Source organism: Streptosporangium vulgare (assembly GCF_042428775.1).
In the GTDB taxonomy this organism is placed as follows: Bacteria; Actinomycetota; Actinomycetes; order Streptosporangiales; family Streptosporangiaceae; genus Streptosporangium; species Streptosporangium vulgare.
On the sequence record NZ_JBHMBS010000121.1, the window covers coordinates 1 to 911 of the forward strand.

Consider the following 911-nt stretch of genomic DNA (forward strand, 5'->3'; position numbering starts at 1 on the left):
GGGAGCCGGTGAGACGGCGGGCGATCATGGCCAGTAGCACGATCAGGGCGAACATCATGGGCAGCATGCCCAGGCGGAACAGCAGGACGAGGGGTTCGATGCCGGTGATGTGGCTCGCGGCGGCGAAGTGGGTGTAGACGAACCAGTGGTAGAGCAGGGGTTCGCCGTTGACCATGGGGACGGTGGGGGGCAGGTGGTGTTTCAGTTCGCCGATGAGGGCGAGGTGGAAGGGCATGTCGACCGAGGCGGTGCCCAGGGCGGGCCAGGACAGGGCGTGGCCGCGAAAGAATCTGGCGATGCTGAGGAGGGTGAGGTAGGCGCAGGTCAGGGCGAGTGCCCAGGACCACCAGGCGGGGGCGGGTGTGCGGGGGCGGGTGCGGGGGTGTGGGTGGGGGTTGAAGTGTCGGCGTAGGCGGGGTACGGCCAGGAAGAGGGTGTAGACGGTGGTGGGCCAGGCCAGGACGAGCAGGGGCAGGCCCATGGCGCGGGCGGGGAGGTAGGTGAGGATCTCCAGGGCGTATCCCAGTGCGGTGCCCAGGGCGATCTCTTCGGCCGGGGTGCGTTCGCCGCGGTAGGTGGCGCGGATGATCAGTGTGCCGGGCAGGGTGAGGCACAGGGTCAGGTAGGCGGTGAAGCGGGCCAGGTCGGTGGCCGACACGCCGTACAGCAGCAGTGCCGCGCAGGTCAGGGCGGCGGCGCAGATGGCGGGCAGGGCGCGCCGCAGGCGGGAGGTGCCGGGGCGGGACGGACGTCGCCGGGCACTTTCGGGCGCCTGGGCGATCTCCGCGGGCGAGGGGCTCGGCACGGGGGCGGCAGCGGGCGACGTCGTGTCCATGAGCGCAAGCATGCTGACGTGAGCGTCCCGGACGATCTCGGACTCAGGCTACCGGGGGTTTCCTTGCCAGTCCTTT

Annotated in this window: 1 protein-coding gene; it reads right to left on the bottom strand. The window is 70.7% G+C overall.

Going from position 1 to position 911, the window contains the following annotated elements; all coding sequences use genetic code 11:
- A partial coding sequence (locus tag ACFFRH_RS44260) for a hypothetical protein (RefSeq protein WP_386164199.1) occupies positions 1 to 835 on the bottom strand: 835 nt, incomplete at its 3' end.
- Positions 836 to 911: the final 76 nt, after the last annotated feature.